A 21031-nucleotide genomic window follows, 5' to 3' on the forward strand; every position below is an offset into this window, starting at 1 on the left:
CGTTGCCACGCTGTCGTCTGCATAATCTGCTTCAACAACGTCAGCAGGATCAACATAGATCACTAGGTAGAATTCTTCATTAAATTGAACCAAATCACCGTCAACCAATTTACGACGTTTACGGGTTTCAATTTCACCATTTACGGCGACAAAGCCTTGGCTGATCGCTTGTTTCGCTTCACCGCCACCACTAACTGCATCAGCAATCTTTAGTACCTTGTAAAGTTCAACCGGTTGAGTTGAGACCTCAACACCAATTGCTTCAATTTCGATTTCTTCTTCTAAGTGATCCACTGCATTTCCAACTTAAGTTTTCGAGCTATGCTCGTTAATTGGCGACATTCTAACTGCTATTGGAACTCAGGCATAGCACCAAGTTTATTGTGCCAAACTTGGATATGGGAGTATTGCTCGTCAATGTCGACTTTAAACGCGCCTTTCATTAGATTGATGAACAAGAATCCGGTGATATCAGCAACCGATAGCTCATCACCAGCAAGATAGGTCGAATGGGCTAATCGGTTATCAAGTTTTGTGAGAAATGCCACTGCACGACCTTTTGACTCCTCGCCCCACTCACTTACGCAATTTTCTCGGTCGGAATAAAAGCCCGTGATGTTTCTAAATGCTTGGAAGCCTGCGATAAGCCCTTGAAACTCAACAATGCGGTGCCACATTTCAACTTGCGCACTCTGCAAGCCTGGCGCGCCAAATAGATTCGCTTGATTAGGCACAATATGATCAAAGTAACGACAAATCGCGACAGACTCACTGATGTAAGTACCATCGTCTAACTCCAATGCAGGCACTGTGCCGCTAGCGCTCTTATTTTGGAATTCAGGGGTAATATTTTCACCGCCCTTCAAATCCACTTGAACACGCTCAACCTCAGCCCCAATCAGCTTGAGAAAAATCGAAACACGTCTACAGCTTGGCGTTGCCGCCGACTCATACAATTTCATTTCATATTTCCTTATTAAAATTTCGCTTTAAAGCGCTTTCGAATCAGTCCGATAAGGCGTCGCAATTTTAGGTAATGTATCCATCAATTACCTGACAAACCACTTCCTCATAACAGACAATACAAACTTTCGATATTTCAAAATTAACCGAGCTCTAGGTAAATAGCTCGGCGTATACAACACTGTTTTGGCATGACTAAAGGTTCTAAACCCTTCTTCACCATGATAACGCCCCATTCCCGAATGCCCTATTCCGCCAAACGGTGCATCTTCGGCTGCCACATGAAAAATGGTGTCATTGACCGCTACTCCTCCAGAATGAGTATTTGCCAAAATATAGTCAACTGTCGGTTGTTCATTACTCATAACATATAGCGCTAAGGGGCGCTCACGAGCATTCACATACTCAATCGCTTCTTCAACTTTTTGATAGGTGATGATGGGTAAAATAGGACCAAAGATTTCTTCCTTCATTACTGCTAAATCATCGCTTGGATTAAAAATAAGATGTGGCAATAATTGATTTTGTTCTGTGGTGCTATTACCGGCAGTGACTTCTATTACACGTACGCCATCAGTCGCTTTAGCTTGCTCTATATACTGCTGTAAACGTTGGTATTGATGGCTATTGATTATATGACTGAACTGGCTAAGATCTTTGGCGAAATAGCGGTTAAAACGCTGGGCAAATAGTTCGGCAAATTCATCGGCTCTGTTTTGATCAATCAACACATAATCTGGAGCCACACAAATTTGACCTGCGTTGACACATTTGCCAAATACAATTGAATCAACAATTTTCTCTAACTGCGCGTCAGGCGCGATAATTACTGGCGATTTACCACCTAATTCCAGCGTGACCGGAGTTAAATTTTTGGCCGCTGCTTGCGCGACCATACGCCCAACCGATGTTGAGCCAGTAAACAGCAAATGGTCAAAAGGCAACGCACTAAAATTCGCGGCGATAGTCGCTCCGCCTTGTATCACTACCACTTCTTCATCTAAAACCGACAAGATGTTAGTGAGTACCTCATTGGTCGCAGGAGTAAATTCACTCAGCTTTAGCATCACTTTATTTCCCGCGGCAATGGCAGTTGCTACCGGCGGTAGGCTCAGCATTACCGGGAAGTTCCACGGCGAAATTATTCCCACTACCCCAAGAGGCTGATACTCAACTTTTACTTTTGAAGGAAACAGCATTAATCCTGCATGGCGCTTCGACGGTTTTGCCCATCGATTGAGGTTTTTTAAAGTGTATTTGATGTGATTGATGGTTGGAATAATATCGGACAGAACAGAATCAAACTCTGAGCGATTGCCAAAGTCTTTTGCCAATGCCGACACCAGTTGCGCCTGCTGCTCTAATATTGACTGCTTAAGTAACAATAAGCGCTGTTTTCGTTGCTCTAAACTTGGGTTTGGTGCATCGGCGTAACTCTTTTTTAAAGCCACTAATTTCAAGCCTAAATCTTCACTTTGTTTTAAAGTGTCACTTGAAACCAAATTAAGTCGCGCCATTACTGCCTCTCATCAAAACTTTTACTGTCATCAGGATTGTTACTGTGCAATCGATTGTAGGTGATGAAAAGCATTACACCTAACTCTGTCATACAAAAGTTTTACCTGTAGCAAAAACAAGGCTCATTAAGGCAAAAAATACTAGTTAATAATAGACATACGTCATGCTTACTTGCACACAAAATTACGCATAATGGCTACCGAGTTGTCATTTTTTGACTATTCTCTAATGATCACAATGCATAGAGAGCAAGCCATTGAACATTCTCATTATTGGGGCTTCTGGAGGTATAGGAACAGCGATTATTAAACAAGCACAGCGCGCATTCCCTACAGCAAATTTGTACGCAACTTACCGCTCTTCAAAACCTCAAATACAAATTGAAGCGCCACTCAATAATATTATTTGGTTTAAGGTAGATGCCTCATTAGACGAGGACATAAAGCACTTATCTGAAGAAATAGAGCATCTGGATATTCTGATCAATGCCGTCGGTTTTTTACATGCGCCGGGCCAAAGACCTGAAAAATCAATCTCTGAATTTACGGTCGAGCAATTTAACCGCAATCTTACTTCAAACACCTTGCCAACATTGTTACTTGGCAAACATTTTTCGACTCACCTAAAAGGCAAAAAAAATACGTATTTCGTTGCCCTATCAGCGAGAATTGGAAGCATAGAAGACAACCACATAGGAGGATGGGTAAGCTACCGTTGTTCAAAAGCAGCGCTGAATATGGCGATAAAAACCATCAGCATAGAATGGCAAGTAAAACTTCCTAACTGTTGCGTTTTTGCTTTTCATCCAGGAACAACCAATACCCCGCTATCACAACCATTTCAGAAAAACGTGCCGCAAGATAAGCTGTTCACTACAGATTACGTGAGCCAACAATTATTTAAGTTAATCAATACGGTGCAAGCCAAAGATACAGGTAAATTTTATAGTTTTACCGGTGATGAAATCCCTTGGTAACATGCGTTAGTCAATGCGTTCAATGTCTCTATGTTTAAATGTTTAAATGTTTAAATGTTTCAAGCGAGTTATTATGTCCAACCTTGAATCCATTTTTGTGTACGTTTCAATTCGTTCCAATCTATTAAGTACTCATTTTTAGATAACACCGCTTCCAATTTACACAAAGCAACAGCGCCATCCTCATCAAACTTAACCTCCGACACTAAAAAATGCTTCTCGCGATTCATCGGCGCTACTGCAGTCCATTTGCTATGGTATAATTTGGCTGGGTTTATTCGATTCATGCTGTCTCCATATCTGACTCGTCAAATTGATACACTTGTCATTTTACGAAGATGGACCGCTTTAAGTTCAGCGATCGTTTGTATTATTAGCAGTGGCGTATTACGAAGAGATGTGACAACGTCAAAGGTTCGAGAACTGCATTCATTTTCAAGTATTACTGGGTTAAGCCTTGCCTACACAACGCTTAACCCATATTTATTACATGATATTTCTACGACGAGCTTCTTTCTTATAACTGGACTCGCGATAAAGCCAAAGCAACCCATTTGCAATAATCATTAGTGCGGCAAACAATACATAGTTCACCCACTGGCTCTTCACAAATGATGCAATACCCTGCTCACCGATAGAAGAATATTGAAAAGCGATACTAAACACTAAATAGAAAGCAAAAGAGCCAAGAGTGCTCTTAGAAAGCCAATTCAAGAAACCTTGCTCTCGTTTCTGATGCCAAATTTGAAACACTTTATCGTTCATATATTTACCTAACTTGATTATTTCTGTACTTAATTCAGTGCGTTTCACTTGTGTCGTTTCACACTAAATAAAGAAGCAAGCAACGCTTGCCATAATACTAAACCTTTTTACTATAAACTCGAACCCCAACGAAGAACGGGTAATACAAAAAGCTTACGAAAATTTGCGATACACACTAACAAAGAGCGACATTATCTCACGATGTGCGTCTAACTGAATACACAAAGCTGGCATTTGAGGGATTTAACCTAACAAAACAGCTTTTGGTGGGCGGCAAACCGTAAATTAGACTAACGAAGATCGTGAAGCATGAATCACTAGTGACGAAAAAGCTTAGGTATGGAGAGCCTAAGTACGACCTAACTTTCGCAACAAAAGTGATTACGTTATTCTTGCCAGTTGTATTCCATTTGCTTGGCTACTGTCTTGGCAAACGATAGGCCGCAATGTTTTGATAGCAAATGTAAACTCATATCGATACCAGCCGAAATACCACCGGAAGTAGTAAATTTTCCAGATGTGACCCACCGTTGATCTGTGATTACATTTAGATTTGGAAACTGCGAGATTAAATCCGGAATATCCTCCCAGTGTGTCGTCACTGTTTCTTCCTTAATGACACCCGCTTCTGCAAGAAGAAATGCACCAGTACACACTGACACCACTTCATTTATATTTTTAGCTTTGGAAGCAAGCCAACTTAAAATATGGGGCTTGCACATTTCATCGATATGAACGCCCCCGACTACAATGAATAAATCAATATTAGGGTGGTCATATATGGTGTAGTCAGGCAATACTTTAAAACCGCCACGGGCAATAACAGGTTCAGAGCTCTCAGCAACTAAAAACACATTTAAATGCTTAGCCCCTAGCCTTTTCGCTGTACTAAACACTTCATATGGGCCCGAAAAATCAAGGACTTCCGCTTGGTCGTAAATATAAATACCTATGTTCATCTTCCCTCCTTGGATAGTGTTCAAAACACTCGCAAAACGCTTCGAATCCGTCACTTTTACACATTGATATGTAGTGGTCAAGTTAAATTGGCCACGATTTTATAAGTTTGCCAGTAGAGTCGTTCCGACTCATTTGGCGTGAGACCGCCATTGTACTGATGCGGCCTGATTTGGCTGTAATATCTAATGATGTAGCCAATAATACTGTTCCAAGCCTCTGTTAAATTCTGATAGCCACCGACTGGCACCCATTCTGTTTTTAAGCTTCTGAAGAAGCGTTCCATAGGGCTGTTATCCCAGCAGTTTCCTCTGCGCGATAAGCTTTGTTTTATCTGATAACGCCATAAGGTCTGACGGAACTTTCGGCTAGTGTAATGCGTTCCTTGATCACTGTGGAACATCACACCTTTAGGCTTGCCACGGCTTTCATAAGCCATTTTTAAGGCTTTGCTTGTCAACTGGCTATCGGGCGAGAACGACATAGCCCAACCAATTGGTTTACGAGCAAACAAGTCCAACACAACGGCTAGGTAAGCCCAGCGGTTTCCTGTCCAGACATAAGTCACGTCACCTACCCACACTTGGTTTGGGGCCGTAACAGCGAACTGTCGCTCAAGGTGGTTCGGGATCTCCACATGCTCAAGCGCCTGTTTCCTATATTTGTGCTTCGGTAGCTGCCGACTAACTAACCCGAGATTTTTCATGAGCTTAGTTGCTCGATAGCGACTCAATTTAACGCCAGCATTAGTTACTATGCCTGCGATTGTTCGAGCTCCTGCGGAGCCATTGCTGGCACTATGGGCCTCTTTTACAAGCACTCGAGTTTGAACTTCTAATGCAGGAATGGTTCTTGGTCGTCGCTTCCAATACTTGTAACTACTTCGATGAATGCCGAAGACGTTGCATAGCGTAGTGATGCTATAGCTCTGTTTGAGTCGGTCGATTATCTTGAATTTTTCAGAGAGTCTGACATCAACAGAGCTGTAGCCTTTTTTATGATTTCGTTGTGCTCTTCAAGCTCTGCGATCCGTTTTTTTAGTTCTCTGATTTCAATTTGTTCTGGCGTCAACGGTGAGGCCTTTGGCGTAATGCCTTTTCGTTCTTGTTTGAGCTGCCTTACCCACTTGTCCATGGCTGACCTGCTCACATTCATGGCCTTAGCAGCCTCATCGACTGAGTAACCTTGATCGACAACTAGTTGCGCTGATTCAAGTTTGAATTCTGGGCTGAAAGTTCTTCTCGTACGTTTTGTCATAGTTCCACCTGTTGTGTACGAGGTGCATCTTAACACCTCTAATTAGGTGGCCAAATTCACTATGCCACTACAATACAAGAACCATAACGTACAACAAATCTCTATCACCTATCGACAAGAAGTCGAGACCAGTATCAATGAAATCATCTATAAATATCATTGAGTCAGTAGTCTATGGTTTCTCGATTGACAAAGGTAGAACAAACGCTCTACTATAACGGTAGAGCATTCATTCTACCCAATGAGATACATTATGCTAAAAGAGCAAATCGCAGCCAGCCTAGAGCGAGAATTTAGTGAGTTTGGCTTTGCCGAGCCCAGTGTCGCACAACTCAAAGTAGCTTGTGGTGTCAGCCTAAGAACTTTATACAAACACTACCCTTCAAAAGAAGAGATGATTGTAGGTGCTTTACAACACCGTCACCAACGTTACCTAGCGTTCTTATTGGCTGACGTTCCTGAGACAGGTATTCACTCTCTAAAACATATTTTCACTAAGTTGGGTGTATGGATGAAAGAATATGCACCGCACGGCTGTATGTCTATGAATGCACTAGCAGCATTTCCTGAAAATGACTTCATTTACCAAGCAGTCAAATCCCACAAGAAAGACGTGCAAAGATTTCTAGGTGAACAAAGTGTCCGCCCAGATTTATCAACACAGCTATTTTTGCTTCATGAAGGCGTGTCGAGTGCTTGGCCGGTTATTGGGGAGCAAGCTCTCGATGCCGCCCAACACACAATTATAAAATTATTATCTGAGAACTAATCATGACAACAATACCAACCGCTATACCGGACACAATGAAAGCGATACTACTTAATGGTCATGGTGGACCTGATATGTTGGAATATCGCCAAGATATTCCTGTCCCAACGCCAAAAGATCACGAGGTGTTGATTCGTGTATCAGCCGCTGCTGTAAACAACACCGATATTAACACCCGTATTGGTTGGTACTCGAAAAGTGACCACAGTAAAGACGATGCTAGTTGGGGTGGAAATGCATTAAATTTGCCCAGAATCCAAGGCGCTGATGTCTGTGGAGAGATCGTTGCGGTAGGCGATTGCGTTGATAACATTCGTATTGGAGAACGAGTGTTAGTTGAACCCTGTTTAAGTGACGTGAACGGTGAAAGTGTTTCCCCTGCATGGTATTTAGGTTCGGAGTGCGATGGTGGTTTTGCTGAGTATACCGTGGTGTCTGCAAAGCACGCTTATAAGATCGACTCAGATCTCACTGACATCGAACTGGCTTCTTTCCCATGCTCCTACTCTACCGCAGAAAACCTGTTAACGCGCGCTCAAGTCGTTAAAGGTGATCGCGTCTTAATATCTGGAGCATCTGGAGGCGTGGGTTCTGCAGCCATTCAGCTTGCAAAAGCACGTGGCGCAACGGTTATAGCGATCACAAGTGCTAGTAAACATGATTTGGTATTAGGGCTTGGCGCAAATACTGTGGTTAATCGAAATGAAAACCTCGGTGAGACTCTAGGCACAAACAGTGTAGATGTTGTTATTGATCTTGTGGCGGGTGAACAATGGCCTCAATTTTTTGACGTGTTGCGGCCTAAAGGTCGTTATACCATTCTAAGTAAAAATATGATCTAATTAGGCTTGCTACTTTTACAAGAGAATGGACGCAATGGACAGCCTAAATGACATTGATTTTAAAAAGCTTGCTAGTAAACAAAAATCTATACAAATGAAAATGCGATTACTCGCACTGGCTCATTTTAAGGATGGTCATTCTCGTACCCAAATAGCTAAGTTCCTTAAAGTTAGTAGGACTAGTGTAAATAAGTGGGTTCAAACATTCCTAGAGGAAGGCCTTGAAGGGCTACAAGAAAAACCAAGGACAGGTCGCCCTGCATTTCTTAACGTTGAGCAGCGTGAACAGTTGAGCCAGTTTATTAAGAGTCGAGCAGCGGATTCATCTGGAGGAAGGTTAACCGGTGCTGATATTCATGCTTATATAGTGCAAGAGTTTGATAAACACTATCACCCCGATTCCATTTATTATTTGCTCAACCATATGGGCTTCTCTTGGATAACTTCACGATCTAAGCATCCTCATCAATCCCAACAAATCCAAGACGATTTTAAAAAAATTCAAAATTGAAACGATCCTCAAGATCCCAGGCCATATAGGCTTTGAAAGCGTTGATGTATGGTTTCAAGACGAGGCAAGATTTGGTCAGCAAAATAGCACAACTAGACTTTGGGCTGAGCGTGGTTCAAGACCGAGAGCGGTAAAACAACAACAGTTTGAGTATGCGTATTTGTTTGGCTCAGTCTGTCCTTCGAAAGGTATTGGAGAAGCCATGGTTGTTCCTTGGGTAAACAAGGACATCATGATCGAACACCTTAAGCAGATATCTGAAGTAACCGAGAAAGGTCGTCACGCAGTGGTTATTATGGATGGTGCAGGATGGCACACCAATGATATTGCAGAGAGATTTAGTAATGTCAGTATTATCAAACTCCCGCCCTATTCACCAGAGCTAAACCCTATAGAACAAGTTTGGAGTTGGCTCCGACAACACTATCTTTCTAACCAGAGCTTCACTGACTACAACGATATAGTGGGAAAGGTATGTTCAGCATGGAATCAGTTTCTGAAAAGCACTAGTAGAGTCGCTCAAATGTGCACAAGGGACTGGATTGACCTGACCAGTTAATTTTCCAGATTGGTATTATGCCGTTTCCGGTGCAATCGGCGGAGCATTAGTTGAGCTTGATGTACGCACACTCTACTTAAAGGATTTAAGCTTCTTTGGTTGTACTGTTCTAGAACCGGAGGTTTTTTGCAACTTAGTGAGCCTCATTGAACAAGGTAAGATAAAACCACTCGTGGCCAAAACTTTTCCTCTTGAAGCAATTTCACAAGCCCAGACTGAGTTTCAAGAGAAGAAACATGTCGGAAAAATAGTGCTGACAGTCACAGAATAAAAATAACTTGCTCAGCACTACATAAGTGCAAGTAAATCACATTCAAAAAATCAAGATACAAAGCCCAACGATGGTATGAAAGATGCTAAATGTTGGGTAGCGCCATGTTATTGATTATGGGCGTACTGCAATGTCTTAGTATAAAAACGCTTTGTTCTGGTAACAGGTTCTGGAATTCCGCAGCGTATTAGGTATTAAGTTAAAATTTTGAAGTATTGCCCAAATTAGCAGCCAACTTTCTTGTAAGTGGAGCAGCTAAGCTCAAAACTCCCTGTCAAAACCCCGTTAAACAAAGATACCAAGGCTACACACAATAACGGGTTCAGAACTCTCAACAACTAATAACACATTCAAATGCAGTCCCTTCGTCTTTTTGCTGTGCTAAAAACTGCAAATAAATCTAAGAAACCAAGGACATGTACTTAGCCATCTCATTACCTTTTAACTTTCTGACAAAGCAAAGCACGTTTATTTTTTATCGATCACTAAAAAATATATGACGTTTGCTATTGACAATGTTTAGCGATCAATACAGAATGCGCGCATCCAATTCAGTAGCGAACACTACAGAATATTAATCAAACAAGTTCTCTTACTAAGATCGACAGAATATGCAGGAAATAACAATGACTAAAGAAACCGCAATCCAAACACGTAGCAACATGAAAACAGTCGTAATTACAGGCAGCAGCAGTGGCTTTGGTAAAATGGCAGCAAAACAATTTGCCGATAAAGGACACAAAGTTTACGCCGCGATGCGCAACGCAGACGGCAAGAATCAAGCAGTGAAAAATGAACTAGAATCATACTCAGAAAACATTGTTGTAGTTGAGATGGACGTTCTTAGTGATGAGTCTGTAAACACAGCGATTGCACAAATCATGCAAAAAGAGAGTGCGATTGATGTACTGATCAACAACGCGGGCATCATGCACATGGGTATAACTGAAGCATTCAGTGTTGAGCAAGCACAACAACTAATGGATACCAACTTCTACGGTGTTATCCGCTCAGTTCAAGCCGTTGCGCCACATATGCGTAAAGCAGGTAAAGGCCTAATCATCAATACGACCTCTGTTATTGGTCGCGTTTCATGGCCATTTACTGGCACCTACAGCGCAAGTAAAGCAGCGGTAGAAGCTTACTCTCAGAGCCTAAAATTTGAATTAGCTCCAAGTGGTATTGAGGTGGTAATTGTTGAGCCAGGCCCATCATCAACTAATTTGGGCGGCTCATTTAAACCAGAAGCACACACTCAAGTGGTCGCTGAAAACCCACAGCTTAAAGCCACCATCGACAACATGATTAACTCTGTTGGCCAAGGCTTAGAAGATCCAAAAACCGATCCGCAAAATGTGGTAGATGTGTATCTAAACTTGGTGGATATGGAACACGGCACACGCCCAACACGCACAGCGATTGGTCTGGTGAACAACGTGGATAAAATCAACGATTTCTTCCAACCACTTCAAGACCAAGTGATCTCAGATTTCCAACTCGATTTCATGCTAGAAACTAAAGTTAACGACTAATTACTTCGCTATCTCAACGTAATAAAACAAGGTAAAAGCTTATGTCATTCAACATTTCAAATAAAGTTGTGTTCATCACTGGTGCAAACCGAGGTATTGGTAAGTGTATTACTGAGCACTTTATTGATCAAGGCGCGAAGAAAGTGTACTTAGCAGTTCGCAATCCAAATTCAACTAAGGCTTTAGAAGAGCGATACGGCGAAAAAGTAGAGACAATTCAAGTCGATATTACCGATGAAGCATCTATTCTGGAAGCGGCAAAAAAAGCAACGGACGTTGACGTTGTCATTAATAACGCAGGAATTATTTCAACAGTGGCTCCTCTGGACGACAATGCGCTCGATACCTTGAAAGAAGAGATGGAAGTAAATGTCTACGGACTAATGCGCGTTGCCAAAGCATTTGAAGCGGCCTTGATTGCCAATCAGGGTTCATTAGTGCAATTAAACTCAGTCGCTTCAATCAAAAACTATGTGAATATGACCACATACTGCACATCAAAAGCGGCATCTTATTCTGTCACGCAAGGTTTGCGTGATCATTTTAAACCTCATAACGTTAGCGTTCTGAGTGTTCACCCTGGCGTGGTTGCAACCGATATGGCGGATCTTACGGGTCTTAGTGATATCGCATCGTCACCACAAATCGTACCAATCGAAATTCTTTCTGCATTGGATAAAGGCGAGTTCCACGTATTTCCCGATGCCATTGCAAAACAAAGAGAAGCTGGATTTAAATCTTACGCCGACAACGTCATCATGAAAGACTTTGCAGAAGAACGATAATAACGTATCTCTTGATTCATAAATTACCTTTTTAAGGGATATAGAAGCCAAATAGTTTCTATATCCCTTAAAAATACAACCTATACCGCCATTAACCAAACCAAATATCATGAAAAAGGGCCTATTGGCGCATCGACAATACTAACTTTTAGACATGAACACATTATTATCAATAGCTCGTAATATATAAAAGTGCTATGCATACCTCGTAAACACTTATGCATCTTTTTCATCTGCTAAATCGTCATATTTAACCTGTGTTTTTATTATAAAATGCATTTACAACAAGCACTTACAAGTGATATTTTGACGACGTGACTTACAAGAAAGCAGGAGGTTATCCTGCTGCTAATTAATAAGCTGTTATGTATAAATGATAATGCCAGAATTCGAGCTAGGAACTTTTTCTATAGGAACGTTAATTGGGCTTTTACTCGGGGCTTATGTTGGCCATGCATTAGCTATTCGTAGAGGTAAAATACAGTCTAGGCACAATGCTGCCATAGAGCTTAAAAAGGCATTTAGCCGTTGCGCCTTACAAATAGAAAATGGCGAGAATCCAACAATTATGGTTTCCGCTGAATACCATAAGCAGCATGAAGCAGCTATGGATTACTCAGCAACGCTCAATGGCAGAGCTTTAAAAAACTTTAATCGTGCGGTTAACGAATACACTGAGTGGTTTAAAGTGGTCTGTAATCGTACGGCTGCTCAAACTCTTTATGAAGAAGATGATCCTGAGTATCTAAAAATAAAAAATAAAGACCCCTTGGCACTAATCAATGGCATGCTTAAATATGCAAACACATAACAAACCCGCTTACCAAGACGTTATAAATCACTCAAGTTTCGTACCATAGAAAATTGGTGTTATACTCTGGTCATAACATCAGTTCGAGGTTAGAAATGTGGATGAGATTGACGTCCTATTAAGTATGCATGGCGAACAAGTTCATCGCGATGACGGGTATTGGTGGAAAATTGAGGCTTGGACTGTTCCACCAACGAAAGAGCGACCTCACGGTATTCGTTATAATCTAACTTTACATAATAAGTTTAATAAACGTATTTTTGGGCATGATAACGCTCATGCTGTAAAACCACCGAAAGGTAAAAAATTCAGTGGTAAACGTTATGAATATGATCATTTGCACAAATCAGCAATTGATCAAGGGACACTTTATGAATTCTCGGATTGTTACACATTACTTCAGGATTTCTTTGAAGGTATAGATAGAACCATTGCTGCAATAGAAGGTAAATAATATGAAAGCAAGAATCGGAATTATGTCTGAAAAGCTCATTCGTATGAGGTTGCTGGCTATGGCGCAAGGCAAGTACACACCTCAAAAGAATGAACCTAAGGTTTGGTATACATCAATTAACGCGATCTCACAGATTCTTTGTCCGGAGAATATCGAGTTATTACGTTTAATGGACTCGGAACGACCTGAAAGTTTGACTCAATTATCAGAATTAACCGGTCGTGCGAAGTCAAATCTTTCCAATACATTGAAGACATTAAGTGAAAAAGGTTTCGTGCGTTTAGAACAAGGTAGCGGTAAATCAGTAAAACCGGTTGCTCTATTTACAGACTTTGAAATTGTTACAAACTCTGAACTTGAACATTACTTATTACAGTTATCAATAGGTCAATCTGCAGCCTGATTTATAACAAATAAGGATAGATGTCGCCCATCTGATATCTATCCTGGTTGTTGAACAAGCACAGCGCGACTTTATTATGTAAATTGTACGATAGATTTTTAAGTGGACTTCACCTTGGCACTGCTCTTAAGGTAAGCGCAACAATCGGCATTTCGTAGCTTAGTGGTATGCCAACTTAACGTATTCACGATCAAACTTAATTGCCCACCTACCCCATCATCAAGAACAACGTTATCTTGAATCATAAGATACAAAAAAGGGGGTAAACCCACTATGGACACCCCGCTTTTTCGTATAGTGCTTATACAGCTTGTTAGCCTGTGCTACTGACCGCTGCGAGTCGGTATCGTATTGAGCGCATAGTCCATGACTGATTCTGCAACCTGTTGTGACTCTCCCGCGCGAACCTGAGTAGAGAGGCCATAAACAACTGATAACAAGTATTTTGCTTGCAGTTCTGCGGTCGCAGACTCAGTGATTACACCCTCAGATTCAATCAAGGTTGTGAGCAAGTTTTTGGTTTTCAATCCAAATTGTTTAATGTACACCGTGGCTTCCTCAGGAAAGGCAACACTGTCAGACTCATTCACGCTTTTTACTAATAAGCATCCTAACGGAGTATCAGCATCCGAAAACTTTTGAATCAGCTCATAGAAACACGCTCGTAGTTTTTCTATAAAATGTGCATCAGAGGGTTCAGTGATATGGCGATAACACGGCTCACTGTATTGTTTGATGTAATGTGCAACCACTTCTTTGAATAGCTGCTCTTTATTGCCAAAAGCGGCATATAAGCTAGGCGTATTGATGCCAAGTTCTGAGGTTAGATTCGCAACAGATGTAGCGGCATAACCGTTGTTCCAAAATATGCGCATTGCCTTATCGAGTGCTATATCTCTGTCAAATGATCTCTTTCTTCCGGCCATTGCCTATGGTGCTCCTACCTAAAATAGCGTACTGATACATATTTTGTAGCATTCACTAAAAAATGTCAATTTCATTGTCGACTTTACTTATCGATCGGTACAGAATGTACTCATGAATTCCAACTGATGCAAATGATGACGCCGTTAGATACGGCCTGTCTACTATCAAGTTCTGACCGAAACACTTGGGGAGGCGACAGCTTTATGGCGATAGAAATGGAGGATTCAGTACTAGGCGAACCGGCGATGATGGCGCTAAGAAATGTTATTAAAGGCTGTCCCGAGCAAATGAAAATAGCCGAAGCAGGACACGTTTGTTAGCACATGAGTGCCGTGATTCTTTTTAACCTTGTAATAGATATTAAGTTAGAAGCTCTGTTGTGAGCAGAGCTTCTAATCTTTCGTTACATGTGCGTCATTATTTTTCGACACTAAGCAAACTGATTCATGGTGTTGTTTTCACCCGATGCTTTCAGTGCTTGGTCACCAGAGAAGTATTCTTTGTGATCATCACCTATATTCGAGCCAGACATGTCTTGGTGTTTCACCGAAGCAAGCCCTTGACGGATCTCTTTACGTTGTACCCCTTTAACGTACGCTAACATGCCCATTTCACCGAAGTAATCTTTAGCTAGATTGTCCGTAGACAGTGCCGCTGTGTGATAAGTTGGCAGGGTGATCAAGTGATGGAAGATACCTGCATCTCGGGCTGCGTCTTGTTGGAAGTTTTGGATTTTGATGTCCGCTTCTCTTGCCAACTCCGACTCGTCGTAGACGCTGTTCATCAGTTTTTCACGCTCATAAGCGGTCACATCCATGCCCTGCTCTTGCCACATATCAAACACTTGCTGGCGGAAGTTTAGCGTCCAGTTAAACGATGGGCTGTTGTTGTACACCAGTTTGGCATTCGGAATCACTTCCCGAATTCGGTTAACCATGCCTGCAATTTGTTGAACGTGCGGTTTTTCTGTTTCAATCCATAATAGATCGGCGCCATTTTGTAGCGAGGTAATGCAATCTAACACTACGCGATCTTCGCCTGTATTGGGTTTAAAGCGCACTAGACCATTCGGTAGACGTGTTGGCTTGATGTACTTGTCGCCTTGCTTGATCACCATCTCACCACTGGCTAGCTCTTCAAGTTTAGTCACTTCTTCGCCATCAATGAATGAGTTGTACACATCGGCAAGATCACCTTCGCTCTGACTCACAGGGATTTTCTGAGTTAAGCCTGCGCCAAGAGAATCTGTTCTGGCAACGATAACGCCATCATCTACACCAAGTTCCAAGAATGCATATCGAACTGCATTGATTTTCGCTAAAAAGTCTTCATGTGGAACCGTAACTTTGCCATCTTGGTGACCACATTGTTTGGCATCAGACACCTGATTTTCAATCTGAATACAACATGCACCAGCCTCAATCATTTTCTTCGCTAGCAAATAGGTTGCTTCTTCGTTACCGAAGCCTGCATCAATATCCGCAATAATGGGCACAACATGAGTTTCAAAGTTATCGATTTGATTTTGCACTGACTGAGCCGTGACAGCGTCACCTTCTGCACGTGCTTTGTCGAGCGCTTTATAAAGGTGGTTAAGCTCGCGAGCATCAGCTTGCTTTAAAAAGGTATACAGCTCTTCGATTAGCATTGGCACTGAGGTTTTCTCGTGCATCGATTGATCTGGCAGTGGACCTAGCTCAGAGCGCATGGCCGCCACCATCCAACCGGATAGGTATAAATAACGACCGCGAGTGGTCTCGAAATGCTTTTTCACTGAGATCATTTTTTGTTGACCAATGAAGCCATGCCAGCAGCCCAAAGATTGGGTGTAATTAGCATTATTTTCATCGTAAGCTTGCATGTCTTCACGCATGATTTTGGCGGTAAAGCGTGCGATATCCAACCCACAGGTAAAGCGATTTTGTAGCCTCATGCGCGCGACATATTCAGGATTGATTGCCGCCCACGTTTGCCCTTGCTGCTCAATGGTGCCTTTTGCTGTCTCTATTACTGATTTGTAATTATCCATAATGGTTCTCTCCAGTTATTCAGTTGGCTGTGTGTTGAATTATCGTTTTGCTTGTAGGCGGTACTCATGAAGTAGTGGTTCTGTGTAGCCATTTGGCTGCTCAGCACCTTGAAAAATTAAAGCTTTCGCACATTGAAATGCATAGCTAGTGTCTGTATTTGGCGTCATTGGTAAGTACCCCGGTGTACCTTGGTTTTGCGCATCGACGGTGGTCGCCATCTGCTCAAGCACATCGTTAACTTGATTTGAAGTACAAATGCCATGTTTTAACCAGTTAGCGATATGTTGACTGGAAATTCTTAAAGTCGCTCTGTCTTCCATTAACGCCGTGTTATTAATATCCGGCACTTTAGAACAGCCCACGCCCATCTCTATCCAGCGCACGACATAACCAAGAATGCCTTGAATGTTGTTCTCTAGCTCTCGAATCACGTCTTGTTCGGTTAGTTCGTTTTCTTGCGCCATAAGGGGAATGTTTAACATGCCACGCTGGTAGTCTTCGCTATTGGCAGACAAACGTTGCTGCTGCTGTTTTACGTCTATTTCCAAATAGTGCAAAGCGTGCAAAGTGGCGGCCGTTGGTGATGGCACCCAAGCGGTAGTTGCGCCCGCTTCAAGGTGAGCAGTTTTTTGCTCCATCATTTGCGCCATTTCATCAGGCATTGCCCACATGCCTTTACCAATTTGCGCTTTACCCGCAAACCCGGTATTTAAACCGGTAGAGACATTGTTTTTCTCGTAAGCGTCAATCCAAGTTTGATGTTTAAGCTCTTGCTTAGGTAAGAATGGGCCGGCTTGCATGCTGGTATGAATTTCATCCCCAGTGCGGTCTAAAAAGCCAGTGTTGATAAAGAACACGCGTGATTTTGCAGCGCGAATACACTCTTTTAAGTTCAATGACGTACGACGCTCTTCATCCATAATGCCGATTTTGATGGTGTTTGGCTCAAGCCCCAACATGCGCTCAACGCGATCAAATAACTCACAAGAAAACGCCACTTCTTCTGGGCCATGCATTTTCGGTTTTACGATATAAATGCTTCCAGTGCGGCTGTTTTTCATACGGCACTGCGAAGGATTTTTGATTTCGATAGCGCCTATCATGGCCGTTACTACCGCATCGATAATGCCTTCCGGCGCTTGCTCACCATTGGCTAGGGTGATTAAGTCACTGGTCATCAAGTGCCCTACGTTGCGAATCAGCAGTAGCGAGCGACCGTGCAGGTTGTAATCTTCACCGCTGCGGCCGTTATAGCTTTTATCCCCTTCTAAGCGGCGGATTTGTGTTACGCCGTTTTTCTCAAAAGATGCACTCAATGAACCTGTCATCAAACCTAACCAATTACGATAGGCATCGATTTTGTCCTCGCCATCCACCGCGGCAATCGAGTCTTCCAAATCCATGATGGTGGAGATCGCTGATTCGATGTTGATATCATCAATGTGTGCTAAATCGTGCTTACCGATTTTCCCTTGACGGTTAATGATAATTTCAACGTGCAAGCCATTGTTTTTAAGTAGAATTGAGGTTGGCTCTCTTTCTGGATCACTGGCACCTACAAACTGACATGGCTGTTTAAGTCCGGTGTGTGTCCCATCAGGGAAATGTGCGAGCAAGCTATTGAAATAGATGGTGTAGCTTTCCACATCGTGATGCGATCCTTGGTCTAACGTAAACACTCTGTCTAGAAAATCTTTAGCGTATGCAATCACGTGTTTGCCACGTGCAGGGTTGTATTTTTTGCCCGCTTTCATTCCTGGCTCTGTTTGTGCAATCACATCTGTGCCATACAGCGCATCGTATAAACTCCCCCAGCGCGCATTAGCAGCATTTAGTGCAAAGCGTGCGTTTTTAATAGGCACTACCAGTTGCGGGCCTGAGATGCTGGCAATTTCTTGGTCTACGTTGGTAGTTTCGATAGAAAAATCATCACCCTCAGGTTTTAAGTAACCTATTTGAGTAAGAAAGTTTCGATATTGCTCAGCGTTAAACGAACGATGCTCGGCATGGAAAGTGTCGATTTGTTGTTGCATCTGCGTGCGAGTGTTTAGTAATGCTTGATTGATGGGCGTTAGCTCAGTCACCAGTTGTGTAAAATCATCCCAAAACTGTTCGACATTCAAACCCACAAGTGGCAGCACTTCAGTATTAACAAATTGGCAAAAGCTTTGTTGTATCTGGCATTCCTTCGTCATTGGTAGATTCATGGCTCTATTCCTCGTGATCATTATTGAAGTGCTTTTTTCACTCAACGTTGTTTCTATAACTTCGCTTTGAAGCGCTTTTTTCGTGCTGCTGTTGCAAACTAAACATTCAATCTGTTACTGAAGTCGAATATTTACTCTACACATTTTTACTTTAACCAATGTTTCACTAAAATTTCACAATAGAAATTACACAGTGTAAATTTTACAAAAATGAAGAGTAAAACCAGTTTGTTCAGACAGTCGCATTTTCTCGGTACGAAAATCCGTAATCTGCGTAAAAGAAACCACCTCACCCTTGAAGATCTTTCCTCACGGTGCGTCAAATTAAATCCAGAATCTGCCCCTTCGGTGTCGTATCTTTCGATGATAGAAAGAGGCAAACGTGTTCCGAGCGAGGACATGCTTGAAGTGGTGGCGGATGTGTTTCAAAAGCCAATAAATTGGTTTTTAGATGATGCTAACGAACAAAGTGAACTGGTTCCCGAAAAAGGCACGAGAGGCGGCGTAACAGGCATGGCGCTTGAGCCTAGCTTTTTGTTTTCTCATGAGATTTTACAAATTGCCATCCCAGAAATGTTAGCGCAAACAGGCACGACGGGGCGGCAATTTGCCCATCTATTGATTCGCGCACACCAAGAGCACAATCAAAATCACTTTCCTGATTTAGAGCGCGCCGCTGAAGAAATTGGGCAAAAGAAAATGCCTCTATCTGTGGACGATCTTCTTGAAATCTGCACTGGTGTTGGACTTAACGTAAAGTGGTTTAAAGAACTGCCGCAAAGCGTGATTGAAGAGAGCGGCGACAAAAAGCAGCGAGTGGTTCGCTCCTATTTTGAAGCGCCCAACATTGTGCATGTAAATAGCATTTTGAAGAAAGATCCCATCCGCCTTAAATACGATCTAGCGGTAAATATTGGGCATAAAGTGCTCCACCAAGGGGATGGAGAAAAGAGTAAGCTCATGTCTGATAGCAAGCCAAGCTACGGCGTAAGAGATGAAAATCAGCCTACCAGTTCCGCTGAATTGGACTCCACCAAAATTTTACACGCATGGCGCGACTTTGAATGTTCTTTCTTTGCCGGTGCATTGCTTTGCCCTAGAGTGCCTTTTCGCCAACTGCTTGATAGAAACGGCTACGACATCAGCGTTTGCAAGCTCGCAGGCGTTTCCGAATCTATTGCAATGCGACGCATGACTGCGGTCTCACCCTACCCTCACTGGCATTATTTCGACGCTTATTATCCGGGGACACTTAAAGCAGTGTATCGCGGAAATGGAATACCTCTGCCTTGGGGAAACATGAAGATGGTCGAAGATCCGTGTCAGCACTGGGCGGTTTTTCGCATGACCACTAAGGACACCGACTTTAATGTTAGCGTGGCGCAAATCTCCATTTTGATGCAAAACGATGTGCCGCATATTTATTGCTGTGAATCCGTTAAGGTCAAAGATTTTGCCGGCAACTCGCATGTATTATGCAGCGGCCTTGATTTAAACCCAGCCATCGCCGCACAAGGGTTTAACGCTATTGATGTTGCGCAAAGGCTTAAGCAATCTTGCATAGATAACGGCGGCACTGGGCCAATTCCGAAAGACATTAAAGAGTTGCTACTCACTGTGGGCAGAATTTTAAATATTAACTGGATTGAACGCGGCATAGATAACAGAGCAAGGCTCATCTGCTCAAGAGGCTCAGTCTGCCCTAGAGTGCCGCAATGCAAACGCCGTCAAAAAAAACCGATTAAAGTCGTACAAGAATAAACTCAATCGGACAAAAACAAAGAGGGTTGCCAAGTATAACTGGGCAACCCTCTTTTTTATTTTTCGTGAATAGCTTATTTTACGCCAGACTGCATTTTTATAGTGACTAAGATACTGAGCGCATCTTTGACAATAACTGCTGACTCGCCAAAGTAGGATCGCTAGCCGCCGAAATGGCCGACACAAGTGCGACACCATCAACACCTGTTTTTGCCACACTTTGGATATTGCTCTCATTAATGCCGCCAATAGCCACCAGCGGTTTGGTTGACGTTTCAACCGCGCTTTGTAGCCCTGCCAAGCCCCAGTGTTTAATGGTGTTGGTTTTAGTTGGCGTGGCAAAAATAGCGCTGACACCCAGATAATCAACAGGTAAAGACTGCGCTTCTAGCAGTTGCTGCTCGCTTTCCACCGATAAGCCCAACAACTTGTCTTTACCTAGCAAACGTCTGGCATATTCTACCGGCATATCAGACTGCCCCAAATGAACTCCGCAGGCATCAACCGCTAGTGCAACATCAACGCGATCATTGATAATAAGCGATACACCACTGCCTGCCATCACCTCTTTTACCGCGCGGGCACGCTCGATAAACGCACGCACATCGCCGTGTTTTTCACGAATTTGCACCATAGTGACGCCACCGGCAATAGCTTGCTTTACCACAGTGCACAGGGTGTCAAGATCTTGGTGATCGTCGGTCACAAAGTAGAGTTCATAAGGGTTCATGCT

General features: G+C 42.6%; 20 protein-coding genes and 3 pseudogenes. 12 read left to right on the plus strand and 11 right to left on the minus strand.

Annotated features, from left to right (window positions below):
* Positions 1-50 precede the first annotated feature (50 nt).
* The 3 genes and pseudogenes from QV280_RS15470 to QV280_RS15480 form a co-directional block, all read right to left on the minus strand.
* Positions 51-294: pseudogene (locus QV280_RS15470) on the minus strand (RNA-binding S4 domain-containing protein); the annotation flags it as partial.
* Between the two features lie 56 nt (positions 295-350).
* Positions 351-962, minus strand: a complete 612-nt coding sequence (locus QV280_RS15475) for a glutathione S-transferase family protein (protein WP_152822659.1) — start codon at positions 960-962, stop codon at positions 351-353.
* A gap of 87 nt (positions 963-1049) precedes the next feature.
* A complete protein-coding gene (locus QV280_RS15480) occupies positions 1050-2480 on the minus strand; it encodes a coniferyl aldehyde dehydrogenase (protein WP_152822657.1) in 1431 nt (476 codons plus the stop codon).
* 257 nt (positions 2481-2737) lie between these two features.
* Between QV280_RS15480 and QV280_RS15485 the strand changes: the two genes are divergently transcribed.
* Positions 2738-3457, plus strand: coding sequence for an SDR family NAD(P)-dependent oxidoreductase (locus QV280_RS15485; RefSeq protein WP_152822655.1), 720 nt, complete (start codon positions 2738-2740; stop codon positions 3455-3457).
* A gap of 71 nt (positions 3458-3528) precedes the next feature.
* On the opposite strand, the gene QV280_RS15490 is transcribed toward QV280_RS15485, so the two are convergent.
* From QV280_RS15490 to QV280_RS15505, 4 genes are all read right to left on the minus strand, one after another.
* Positions 3529-3744: a TIGR02450 family Trp-rich protein gene (locus QV280_RS15490; protein ID WP_152822653.1), complete on the minus strand. Its 216-nt coding sequence runs from the start codon at positions 3742-3744 to the stop codon at positions 3529-3531.
* Positions 3745-3943: 199 nt separating this feature from the next.
* A complete protein-coding gene (locus QV280_RS15495; protein WP_023403999.1) occupies positions 3944-4222 on the minus strand; it encodes a hypothetical protein in 279 nt (92 codons plus the stop codon).
* Positions 4223-4608: 386 nt separating this feature from the next.
* Positions 4609-5181 (minus strand): DJ-1/PfpI family protein, encoded by a 573-nt coding sequence (locus QV280_RS15500; RefSeq protein WP_152822650.1) that lies wholly within the window; start codon positions 5179-5181, stop codon positions 4609-4611.
* A gap of 77 nt (positions 5182-5258) precedes the next feature.
* Positions 5259-6436, minus strand: a protein-coding gene (locus QV280_RS15505) for an IS3 family transposase (RefSeq protein ID WP_152822635.1) whose coding sequence is annotated in 2 segments (ribosomal slippage) — positions 5259-6169 and positions 6169-6436 — 1179 coding nt in all. Because the reading frame shifts where the segments join, the coding sequence is not laid out codon by codon here.
* Between the two features lie 253 nt (positions 6437-6689).
* Between QV280_RS15505 and QV280_RS15510 the strand changes: the two genes are divergently transcribed.
* The 9 genes and pseudogenes from QV280_RS15510 (at position 6690) to QV280_RS15550 (ending at position 13373) form a co-directional block, all read left to right on the plus strand.
* Positions 6690-7205: a TetR/AcrR family transcriptional regulator gene (locus QV280_RS15510; protein WP_152822632.1), complete on the plus strand. Its 516-nt coding sequence runs from the start codon at positions 6690-6692 to the stop codon at positions 7203-7205.
* An 11-nt stretch (positions 7206-7216) separates the two neighbouring features.
* Positions 7217-8026 (plus strand): annotated as a pseudogene (locus QV280_RS15515) (alcohol dehydrogenase catalytic domain-containing protein); the annotation flags it as partial.
* Between the two features lie 55 nt (positions 8027-8081).
* A protein-coding gene (locus tag QV280_RS15520) for an IS630 family transposase (RefSeq protein ID WP_447026254.1) occupies positions 8082-9117 on the plus strand; the annotation gives its coding sequence in 2 pieces (ribosomal slippage) (positions 8082-8540 and positions 8542-9117; 1035 coding nt in all).
* A gap of 4 nt (positions 9118-9121) precedes the next feature.
* Positions 9122-9388 (plus strand): annotated as a pseudogene (locus QV280_RS15525) (zinc-binding dehydrogenase); the annotation flags it as partial.
* 626 nt (positions 9389-10014) lie between these two features.
* Entirely contained in the window at positions 10015-10920 is a 906-nt protein-coding gene (locus QV280_RS15530; RefSeq protein ID WP_172972789.1) for an SDR family oxidoreductase, read from the plus strand.
* A 41-nt stretch (positions 10921-10961) separates the two neighbouring features.
* Positions 10962-11705 carry an SDR family oxidoreductase gene (locus QV280_RS15535; protein ID WP_152819973.1) on the plus strand — a complete coding sequence of 248 codons (744 nt, stop codon included), beginning with the start codon at positions 10962-10964 and terminating at the stop codon, positions 11703-11705.
* A gap of 379 nt (positions 11706-12084) precedes the next feature.
* The gene (locus tag QV280_RS15540; RefSeq protein ID WP_152819974.1) at positions 12085-12516 is read left to right on the plus strand and encodes a hypothetical protein; all 432 of its coding nucleotides are present in this window, start codon (positions 12085-12087) and stop codon (positions 12514-12516) included.
* 97 nt (positions 12517-12613) lie between these two features.
* Entirely contained in the window at positions 12614-12970 is a 357-nt protein-coding gene (locus QV280_RS15545) for a DUF6516 family protein (RefSeq protein WP_216643768.1), read from the plus strand.
* A gap of 1 nt (position 12971) precedes the next feature.
* Positions 12972-13373, plus strand: a complete 402-nt coding sequence (locus tag QV280_RS15550) for an HVO_A0114 family putative DNA-binding protein (RefSeq protein WP_152819975.1) — start codon at positions 12972-12974, stop codon at positions 13371-13373.
* A 323-nt stretch (positions 13374-13696) separates the two neighbouring features.
* Here the strand turns inward: QV280_RS15550 and QV280_RS15555 are convergent, their stop codons facing one another.
* A complete protein-coding gene (locus QV280_RS15555; RefSeq protein ID WP_216643769.1) occupies positions 13697-14248 on the minus strand; it encodes a TetR/AcrR family transcriptional regulator in 552 nt (183 codons plus the stop codon).
* 183 nt (positions 14249-14431) lie between these two features.
* Here QV280_RS15555 and QV280_RS15560 point away from each other — a divergent pair, with 183 nt between their 5' ends.
* Entirely contained in the window at positions 14432-14620 is a 189-nt protein-coding gene (locus QV280_RS15560) for a hypothetical protein (RefSeq protein ID WP_152819977.1), read from the plus strand.
* 110 nt (positions 14621-14730) lie between these two features.
* On the opposite strand, the gene QV280_RS15565 is transcribed toward QV280_RS15560, so the two are convergent.
* Together QV280_RS15565 and QV280_RS15570 are read right to left on the minus strand one after the other, a co-directional pair.
* Positions 14731-16329, minus strand: coding sequence for an isocitrate lyase (locus QV280_RS15565; RefSeq protein ID WP_023403996.1), 1599 nt, complete (start codon positions 16327-16329; stop codon positions 14731-14733).
* A 39-nt stretch (positions 16330-16368) separates the two neighbouring features.
* Positions 16369-18537, minus strand: a complete 2169-nt coding sequence (locus QV280_RS15570; RefSeq protein ID WP_152819978.1) for a malate synthase G — start codon at positions 18535-18537, stop codon at positions 16369-16371.
* A gap of 210 nt (positions 18538-18747) precedes the next feature.
* Here QV280_RS15570 and QV280_RS15575 point away from each other — a divergent pair, with 210 nt between their 5' ends.
* Positions 18748-20298 (plus strand): DUF3612 domain-containing protein, encoded by a 1551-nt coding sequence (locus QV280_RS15575; RefSeq protein WP_152819979.1) that lies wholly within the window; start codon positions 18748-18750, stop codon positions 20296-20298.
* A 106-nt stretch (positions 20299-20404) separates the two neighbouring features.
* Here the strand turns inward: QV280_RS15575 and thiE are convergent, their stop codons facing one another.
* Positions 20405-21028 (minus strand): thiamine phosphate synthase, encoded by a 624-nt coding sequence (thiE, locus tag QV280_RS15580; RefSeq protein ID WP_152819980.1) that lies wholly within the window; start codon positions 21026-21028, stop codon positions 20405-20407.
* Between the last annotated feature and the right edge of the window lie 3 nt (positions 21029-21031).

The organism is Vibrio sp. B1Z05 (assembly GCF_052955985.1).

Coding starts and splice junctions, on each gene's coding strand:
- QV280_RS15475 (WP_152822659.1), bottom strand. CDS start 962: ATGAAATTGTATGAGTCGGCGGCAACGCCAAGCTGTAGACGTGTTTCG.
- QV280_RS15570 (WP_152819978.1), bottom strand. CDS start 18,537: ATGAATCTACCAATGACGAAGGAATGCCAGATACAACAAAGCTTTTGC.
- QV280_RS15490 (WP_152822653.1), bottom strand. CDS start 3,744: ATGAATCGAATAAACCCAGCCAAATTATACCATAGCAAATGGACTGCA.
- QV280_RS15500 (WP_152822650.1), bottom strand. CDS start 5,181: ATGAACATAGGTATTTATATTTACGACCAAGCGGAAGTCCTTGATTTT.
- QV280_RS15560 (WP_152819977.1), top strand. CDS start 14,432: ATGATGACGCCGTTAGATACGGCCTGTCTACTATCAAGTTCTGACCGA.
- QV280_RS15535 (WP_152819973.1), top strand. CDS start 10,962: ATGTCATTCAACATTTCAAATAAAGTTGTGTTCATCACTGGTGCAAAC.
- QV280_RS15555 (WP_216643769.1), bottom strand. CDS start 14,248: ATGCGCATATTTTGGAACAACGGTTATGCCGCTACATCTGTTGCGAAT.
- thiE (WP_152819980.1), bottom strand. CDS start 21,028: ATGAACCCTTATGAACTCTACTTTGTGACCGACGATCACCAAGATCTT.
- QV280_RS15565 (WP_023403996.1), bottom strand. CDS start 16,329: ATGGATAATTACAAATCAGTAATAGAGACAGCAAAAGGCACCATTGAG.
- QV280_RS15550 (WP_152819975.1), top strand. CDS start 12,972: ATGAAAGCAAGAATCGGAATTATGTCTGAAAAGCTCATTCGTATGAGG.
- QV280_RS15530 (WP_172972789.1), top strand. CDS start 10,015: ATGACTAAAGAAACCGCAATCCAAACACGTAGCAACATGAAAACAGTC.
- QV280_RS15495 (WP_023403999.1), bottom strand. CDS start 4,222: ATGAACGATAAAGTGTTTCAAATTTGGCATCAGAAACGAGAGCAAGGT.
- QV280_RS15510 (WP_152822632.1), top strand. CDS start 6,690: ATGCTAAAAGAGCAAATCGCAGCCAGCCTAGAGCGAGAATTTAGTGAG.
- QV280_RS15540 (WP_152819974.1), top strand. CDS start 12,085: ATGCCAGAATTCGAGCTAGGAACTTTTTCTATAGGAACGTTAATTGGG.
- QV280_RS15480 (WP_152822657.1), bottom strand. CDS start 2,480: ATGGCGCGACTTAATTTGGTTTCAAGTGACACTTTAAAACAAAGTGAA.
- QV280_RS15575 (WP_152819979.1), top strand. CDS start 18,748: ATGAAGAGTAAAACCAGTTTGTTCAGACAGTCGCATTTTCTCGGTACG.